This is a genomic window from Nostoc sp. PCC 9305 (assembly GCF_963920915.1).
Classification (GTDB): domain Bacteria; phylum Cyanobacteriota; class Cyanobacteriia; order Cyanobacteriales; family Nostocaceae; genus Nostoc.
Genome location: NZ_CAWUDN010000069.1, coordinates 34,880 through 42,302 on the forward strand (window position 1 = coordinate 34,880; position 7,423 = coordinate 42,302).

Annotated in this window: 7 protein-coding genes and 1 pseudogene; 1 reads left to right on the plus strand and 7 read right to left on the minus strand. The window is 37.3% G+C overall.

What is annotated here, in order from left to right:
- Window positions 1-20: 20 nt before the first annotated feature.
- Window positions 21-1,094: a reverse transcriptase domain-containing protein gene (locus ACM0OX_RS23290; RefSeq protein WP_414517358.1), complete on the minus strand. Its 1,074-nt coding sequence runs from the start codon at window positions 1,092-1,094 to the stop codon at window positions 21-23.
- A 546-nt stretch (window positions 1,095-1,640) separates the two neighbouring features.
- Here ACM0OX_RS23290 and ACM0OX_RS23295 point away from each other — a divergent pair.
- A pseudogene (locus ACM0OX_RS23295) lies at window positions 1,641-1,778 on the plus strand (Uma2 family endonuclease); the annotation flags it as partial.
- Window positions 1,779-1,873: 95 nt separating this feature from the next.
- Here ACM0OX_RS23295 and ACM0OX_RS23300 read toward each other — a convergent pair.
- The 6 genes from ACM0OX_RS23300 to ACM0OX_RS23325 form a co-directional block, all read right to left on the minus strand.
- The gene (locus tag ACM0OX_RS23300) at window positions 1,874-2,617 is read right to left on the minus strand and encodes a creatininase family protein (protein ID WP_414517359.1); all 744 of its coding nucleotides are present in this window, start codon (window positions 2,615-2,617) and stop codon (window positions 1,874-1,876) included.
- A 420-nt stretch (window positions 2,618-3,037) separates the two neighbouring features.
- The gene (locus ACM0OX_RS23305) at window positions 3,038-3,310 is read right to left on the minus strand and encodes a cupin domain-containing protein (RefSeq protein WP_414517360.1); all 273 of its coding nucleotides are present in this window, start codon (window positions 3,308-3,310) and stop codon (window positions 3,038-3,040) included.
- Window positions 3,311-3,331: 21 nt separating this feature from the next.
- Window positions 3,332-3,691 (minus strand): Mo-dependent nitrogenase C-terminal domain-containing protein, encoded by a 360-nt coding sequence (locus ACM0OX_RS23310; RefSeq protein WP_414517361.1) that lies wholly within the window; start codon window positions 3,689-3,691, stop codon window positions 3,332-3,334.
- 687 nt (window positions 3,692-4,378) lie between these two features.
- Window positions 4,379-5,842: a protein kinase domain-containing protein gene (locus ACM0OX_RS23315; protein ID WP_414517362.1), complete on the minus strand. Its 1,464-nt coding sequence runs from the start codon at window positions 5,840-5,842 to the stop codon at window positions 4,379-4,381.
- A 48-nt stretch (window positions 5,843-5,890) separates the two neighbouring features.
- Window positions 5,891-6,439 (minus strand): GIY-YIG nuclease family protein, encoded by a 549-nt coding sequence (locus tag ACM0OX_RS23320; RefSeq protein WP_414517363.1) that lies wholly within the window; start codon window positions 6,437-6,439, stop codon window positions 5,891-5,893.
- 72 nt (window positions 6,440-6,511) lie between these two features.
- On the minus strand, window positions 6,512-6,841 hold the full coding sequence (locus tag ACM0OX_RS23325) for a hypothetical protein (protein ID WP_414517364.1): 330 nt from the start codon (window positions 6,839-6,841) through the stop codon (window positions 6,512-6,514).
- Window positions 6,842-7,423 lie beyond the last annotated feature (582 nt).

Consider the following 7,423-nt stretch of genomic DNA (forward strand, 5'->3'; position numbering starts at 1 on the left):
TAATATCCAGCATTGTGCATTTAAAGAATTTGCTGAAGTTTACTAATTCTATTATAAAGCTCTAAATATTTTTGATAAATAGAATCATTTTTTCCCTTAACCATACCAATAAACTCTATTTTTCCCCGAAGTACTTGTTTAAAATTTTGTTTCTCCTTGGCGAGTAATCTGCTTTGATATTCATACTTTTCTTGGTAATCTTTTTCCACAGCTTCAAGCCCAAATTTAGCCCAAGCATGAAGCATAGCACGAACCTGACGCACATATTTTCGATCAACGTTAGGAAACAGATTAGTTGTTAATCCCGTTACTTCTTGATGATTACCTTTAATTTGCAGTCGATTTTTATGATTATTTACCCCAAATCCGTTGTGATTAATAATGGATAGTAATCTATTACCAATAAAAACTGTATCGACATCTTCTTCAGCTACTATATATGCTAATTCTTCAGGAAACTTAGGTAAAGTTGTTGAGAAAGTAATATCATCTGCATACCTTGTATAAGTTGCTTTGTATTCTTTAGCTAAACGTTGCAATTGACTATCCATCTTGGCACAAATCATATTAGTCACGATGGGTGAACTTGGCGCACCTTGAGGTAACTGATTGTTATGACAACAAATCTGTGCTAAAACTGTCGCTACATCTGGATGTAAACCATAAGGTGTAGCCATAAACATACCCCGGACTCGACCAAAATTAATAGACGGAAAAAAATCAGTTAAATCAAGATTTAGAACATAGCGTTTTTTAGTATGAGCTTGAGCATTAGTTACAATATTTTTACCTATCACAAAACCATGCACTGAGGGTTTTATCTCATACACTGTTTGTAATACTTGATTAAGTTTTGTTTGAATGATTTTAAGTGCAGTTATCGGAGTTGATATCTGACGAACACCACCAGACTTTTTAGGAATTTCAAAAGTTTTATAACGTTTGTCAGTTTCAACAAGATATATATGATAAACAAGCCGAGGATAGGAAACCTCTAAAAGGTCAGCTATATCCATCGGTTGTTTGAGAGAGTAAAATTTCTCTCGTAAAGATTCAGGGCTATCTGTGAGAAGTAACTGAGAGTTTTTTTTCACTTTGTCCTCTGAGTTATGCTTAATCAGCTACATTTGAGCGATGTAACGTAACAGTCATATTTAGATTTAGCCTTGACACAGATATCATGCTAATTTCTACGATTGGAAATAAAAAATATCACTTGCAGGTGTATTCTCGCCTATTCGGATAAGGATCAGGAGGCAATTTAGAAGAATAAAATCCTCGTAAAGCTGACCGTGAAATACACCGTCGCAGGATCAACAACGGAAATCAATACCTATTCCCGCAAGTGATTGAAGTGGTTTGTCTAAAGAGTCATTGCTAATGATTCCGACTTACCTTTTGGTTATGTTACAGGCAAATGAACTTAAAGTATTGCGTGAAAATAACTAAATTAGTGGTAGGTTGGGCTGAGTAATAAAGAAACTTAACAAATCCCATTGGTATCGTTGGGTTTATTACCTCAGACCAACTTATATAAATTTTTGTTTTTATCGTAGTTGTGGAATTTAGCTGTTTTCAGCGTAAATCCTGGAAATACAAAAAACTAAACCTTTAATCATGAGTGGAATTAATCAATCGTCATGAGTGTGATAGTTGCTAAGTGGACGATTGACGAATATCACCGCATAATTGACGCTGGCATTTTGAGCGATCGCAAAGTCGAACTACTCAAAGGAGAAATTGTCGAAATGTCACCGGAAGGAGAACCTCACGCTTATCTTTAATTTCACCAGATATCTAAATAACCATTCTCAAGATATCTTATGCAGAGACACGATTTTACCCGCATCTCTACAATGTCTTTTCATGAGTTTTATTCTGCGTTTACAAATTCCAAATATCCATTGCTAAGTTCTTTCACTGCTAAATCATAAAATTGCTTACCATGTTCAGGCGTTGCTAAAGCTGGATTTGATCCCATGCGTCCATCTGGATAACGTACTCGAAAGTCAGTAGCGCTATAAATTCGATGTCCGCTTGCAACTTCTGGTGAAAGATATGCTTGCTTAATCGCATTTGGATAAACGTACTGCGTGAGAGCTACTTCACTTGGCGTTGCATGAGAACCTTCTTGATCCCCATATAATTCTTTAGCTAGCTTATATACAGAACCGCACATAAACCAGTTTGCCACTTGACATTGCACCTGTTGAGTGGGAATCTGCAAATCTTCTAAATGAGCGTAGGTTTCTGAAAAAGCAGCTTTGAGGGTGGCAATATTACCACCATGTCCGTTAATAAAGTAGAACTTGCTAAAACCAGCTTTGGCTAAACAAGTTACATAATCTCGCACTACTTGAATTAAAGTGCTGGGACGCAGACTTATTGAGCCAGGAAAAGCAGTATGGTGTAATGCCATCCCCACATTGATTGTAGGGCCAACGATCGCTTGAGTTGCATCACCTACACCGGCTGCGATCGCTTCTGCACAAATAGCATCAGTACCAATTAACCCCGTTGGCCCATGTTGTTCTGTGGAACCAATAGGGAAAATAATCCCCTTTGACTGCTGTAAATAAGCTTCGACTTCTTGCCAAGTACTTAAATGCAGTAACATTGTTAGTTATTTTCCTCAATAAAATTGCGGTGAGATGAAAGCTTTTGCTACTAAATAGCATCTTCCGTAACTAAACTCCCACTAACACGATTATGAACTCTCTGAATTTTCTGTGCTGGCGATCGCACAAGATCCCCGACTTCGCAAAAGTTGTCGGGGATCTTTGTTTAATGCCAAATTTGGAGAGAATGATGCCAAATTTGGGGAGAATGAGAATATCTATTCCTACAAATATTGTTTAGAGAATGGAGTCACAACGAGTTTTGACAGAGATAGATATAAACAATTGGCCGATTCTGCCATTTTATCCTACGATACTCGCCGGGAACCTTCCGATAATAGAAATCAAAATTGATTTATGAAATGTTGCTTTTCTGGATAATCAAGAAAAAAGTTGATCAATTTTGATTTTATTTCTGATTACTCAAAGTAATAATGCTTCTTTACGTCCCTTATAATTTCCCATGTACAGGACATACCAGCCGGAAAAATCACTAAATCGCCCTTACCCATTTGCACTGCTTCTCCGCCATCAGGAGTAACAAGTACGTTACCTTCCAAAAAATAGCAAGTTTCTTGAGAATCATAAGTCCAAGGGAATTTTGAAACTTCCTTTTTCCAAATTTCCCATTTAAATACACCTAATTCATTGAGATATTCTTGTCTTGGTTGCTGCTCAATTTTAATTTCCATATTGGTTTTTTCTAGTTATATTCAGCAGTAGGATTGAATATCCTCTCCACACTGATCTACTAGATAACACAAAGCGCGAAAACGCAAGTAGACAAGTTCGTTATAAAGCGGATTCAGCTTGCACATTGGCGGAATATGAGCTATTTTGCGGCCAAAAAGCATGATATCACGCTCGAATGGACATTGAGCAGGAATTAGTTTAGCAATAAATTTGGCTAATTTCCGATTCTGAATCTCGATTTTATCGAGCCATTGACGTAATGGTTGCAATAAATCTAATTTGGGTTGAGCAAATTGCTTTTTACTACCTATTTGATTCTTTTCTTCTAAAGGTTTAATAAAAGCAGGCAAAAAAATACGATAACTCTGTGTTTTAAGCATAGTTTTAGGCAAGGATTTCCTTGTGTAGATGAACTATTTACCGATTGAAAATGTTCACATGTAATATTTTTAGTCAATTTGCATTGTGCTTGTAGATTCAGAAGCAAAGTAAGCATAATGCAAACAATTTACATGCATCTTTGGGAAGGGAAATGGTTTAACTAATTGTTATTTAAGCCCACCAAATGATGAAGAACTGTCCCGTTAAATACAAAATAACAAAGAAAATATAAAAATGGCATTTCTTTAACTTATCGATTTCTAATCTGTAAGATAACAATCTTATATGTTCAATATAAATACCTGGTTCTGGAACTGCCTAGTATCTAGAGATGTAGTTTATGGCATAAAAACACAGTTTTGTTCTGACCCTGCATACATTTCGCTAGGATTAGCCCCTAATATCTTTCGATTTTAGAGTATTCAATATCCATACATTTGTCTGATACACTACATAAGATAACCTAGATATTATCTAATAAGTAGCAATAAATCATTTGATAAGTCAAAACTAATACAAGGACTTACACAAGAGCAAGGGGCACTTGTACTGAGTAATTCTACAGGTTTTATAATAAGCTTTCTCCAACTACTCACTATGAGATTTTGCCGTTAGCACAACCTCTTGTAGAAAAGTATTGGTTATTTATTCTCCCCTGTCTTCACTCCCCAATTATGAAAAGCTTATTATTTAATATATCTTAACCCAGTATTAACCTGATATTTGCTGATATATTCTACATTCTGTTGCTCTAATTTTGTCAGCAATTTAGCTGGAAATGTCTTTGGTGAATATGTAGGACGATACCAAGGTTGGTTATTAAAGTAATTTTGCAATTCAGTATTATCAAAACGGCGGCCATGACTGGCAAAAATCGAATTTCGCATAATATCGAGTTCAAAACCGCTTTTCCCATCTAAATCTGCATCAGTTACAAGTCTTTGAGAAAGCCAGAGATAATTGTTGAGAGTTGTGGGATCAACTGGCGGTATTGATGTAGTCAACGAGGAAGGTGATTGAGTTGGAACAGATGGGGTAGTTGGTGTCAATGTGGGAGTTTCTATCACTGGGCTTGTAACATTTGACGGTGTTTCTGAAGGTAATACCGTTTTATCTGCTGTAGGTTCAGAAGATTTGGGTAACACTTGACTAATAATCACAGATGCACCAATTAACCCACCTGCAATCAAACTGCCCATAAGGATATTATTCTGACTATTAGTACTTTGAGGGCTAGGCTGTGGTTTGACAGGCACTGTCTGAGGTGGCGGTGCAGAGACAACAGTTGGTTGAGTCAAGAGGGGTTGCGTCGGTGGAATTGGATTTGCTATGCTCTGCAAAGAATCCAGCATTGCTCTGGCTGTGGGATAGCGATCGCGTGGATGATAAGCGATCGCCCGATCGATTACTCTTGCCATAATTGGGCTAACATGATTGGCATATTGCCGCCAGACAATTTCACCCGTTTGAGAATCGGTTTCTAGTTGTTGCGCCTGTTTACCAGTCAGCAAATAAATTACCGTCATTCCTAAACTGTATAAATCACTAGAATAAACAGGTCTACCTGCGGCTTGTTCGCTTGGCATATAGCCAGGTGTACCAATCACAATGGAACTGGTAGGATTACCTTGAGAATTTACTACTGTTCCCATTGACTCCCGCACAGCACCAAAATCAATCAACACTGGTTTACCATCCCGATGACGGACAATAATGTTATCCGGCTTAATATCGCGGTGAACGATATGCTTAGAGTGAACGTAATCCAGGACAGGTAATAAATTCACAAACAATTCCTGGACAGCGCTTTCACTAAATAGTCCCTGCTTCTGGACTTTTTCAGTTAAAGTATCGCCTTCAACCCATTCCTGAACTAAGTAAAATTGTCCACCTGAAGAGAAGTAGGCATATAAGGCCGGAATTTGGTCATTTGCCCCACCAAGTTCTTCTAAAATAGTTGCTTCGCGTTGAAACCTCTCTTGCACTAACTGGTAAATTTGGGGATTATTGTGAATCGGTCTTAGCTGTTTAACCACACAACGACGCTTTGAAGGCATATAGGTGTCTTCAGCTAGATAGGTTTCACCAAACCCACCAGCACCCAGTGTACGGATAACTTGATAGCGATCGTTCAGCAGCTGTATTGTCATGGGAGATTAAAAACGATATTCATAAGATAGTTTTCCCCAAAACTACCCTCATTTCAAATCTAGTAATCCTTCTTCTTTCAATTTAGGATTGAAGCGAATCTGCATTTGCAAACCCCGCACTTCTAACAATTGCGTCGAAATTTCTGCTTCTACTCTCCGTGCCACGTTTTTAAGAACTTTTATTTGTGCTAATTCATCATTAGCTGGATTTTCATATTTCGCCTGTTCTTCAGGTGTCATTACAACTTTGACATCAATCGGATGAGTCCATTTTTCCTTTTGATCCCCATTACCCCAAGGCACACTGCCATTTTCAGCAATCCAAGCATTTTCAGTATTTTCTAAAATTGTGCGACTAGGACGTTCAATAGTTTGAACTTTCACCCAATAGCATTGCTGTGGCTGACGAACTAAATGCTGCTTGAGGCTGAGATATACATCACGGGAGTATCCTACAAATTGAAGTGCTTTTTCTTGGTCAAAGATAGCATATACGCCGATTTTACCCTGAAATTGTTCGGGTAGTTGGCCGCGATCGTCTATATAAGGAATATATTCCAGAGTTGCCAAAGAAGAAAGATTTGTTTCAGAAGCCATACATCAAATATCAAACTTACTATTTGCCTTCAGAATTGAAAATTGCGAATTAGAAAAAAATTATCTTTAAAATTATTCATTACTCAATTTTTGGTAAATTGCACAAAGGCGACTGGGTTTAAAAAGTTTAGCACTGAACATGAAGTTTGGTGGCACGTTGATGATGACATATTCATCAGATTCATGATATTTTTCAAATTCTGCTGGCATTCCTTTAGTGGTAGTTAAGCTATAAGGAACTGGCTGGAAAAGTAATTCTGTAAATTTAAGTCGCTCACACCCCAACTGTTGGCAAATTTGGTTCAAGAAAGCAACGCTTGTCAATAAATTGAATAGAGTTTCTTGAGCTTTTGCTTCAAGAGTAAAACTTCCATCAAAGTTCTGAACGATTTTAAGAGCCATTTTTTGTATTAATAGCTAGTTATTAACGACTAAGTGATGATAGAGGATAGGCAACAGGTCATCCAAATATGTTGGGCAACAAAGCCTACCTTTTTGTACAAATAAACCTGGTTCAAAATAACCACTTTATAGATCAGCCTATTGGATTATGGGACTTCTGTCAGCTAAACGACGAAGCTGGCATCGTTAAGAATTATGAAGTTTTGCAGATTTTTAGTGATAGTTAATTTCTCCCTAATGCTGTACTGATACAACAAGTCTAATTCTCTGAAAAATAATGAAGTTTCATCTGTCAACAAGGGTCATTTCGACAGTTTCTGGTAACGCAATTGCTATGTCTAAATTTATTTTTAGAAGTTAAAAGCCTTATCTGGTTGAGTCTTGGGATAATATCTAAATTTTTCAATCAACAGTATGTGGTAAATATAAATACTGCACAGTTAAAACTTGACGATTTTCAAGATAAACAAAAAGCCCCAAGCTGTAATCGCAAGGGGCTTTTTGTATGAGTAATGAGACCTGGCATTGAGCTATTTTTGCGTAGGGCGACCCCTAAACTATCGTTGCCGCAGCAGCGTTTCA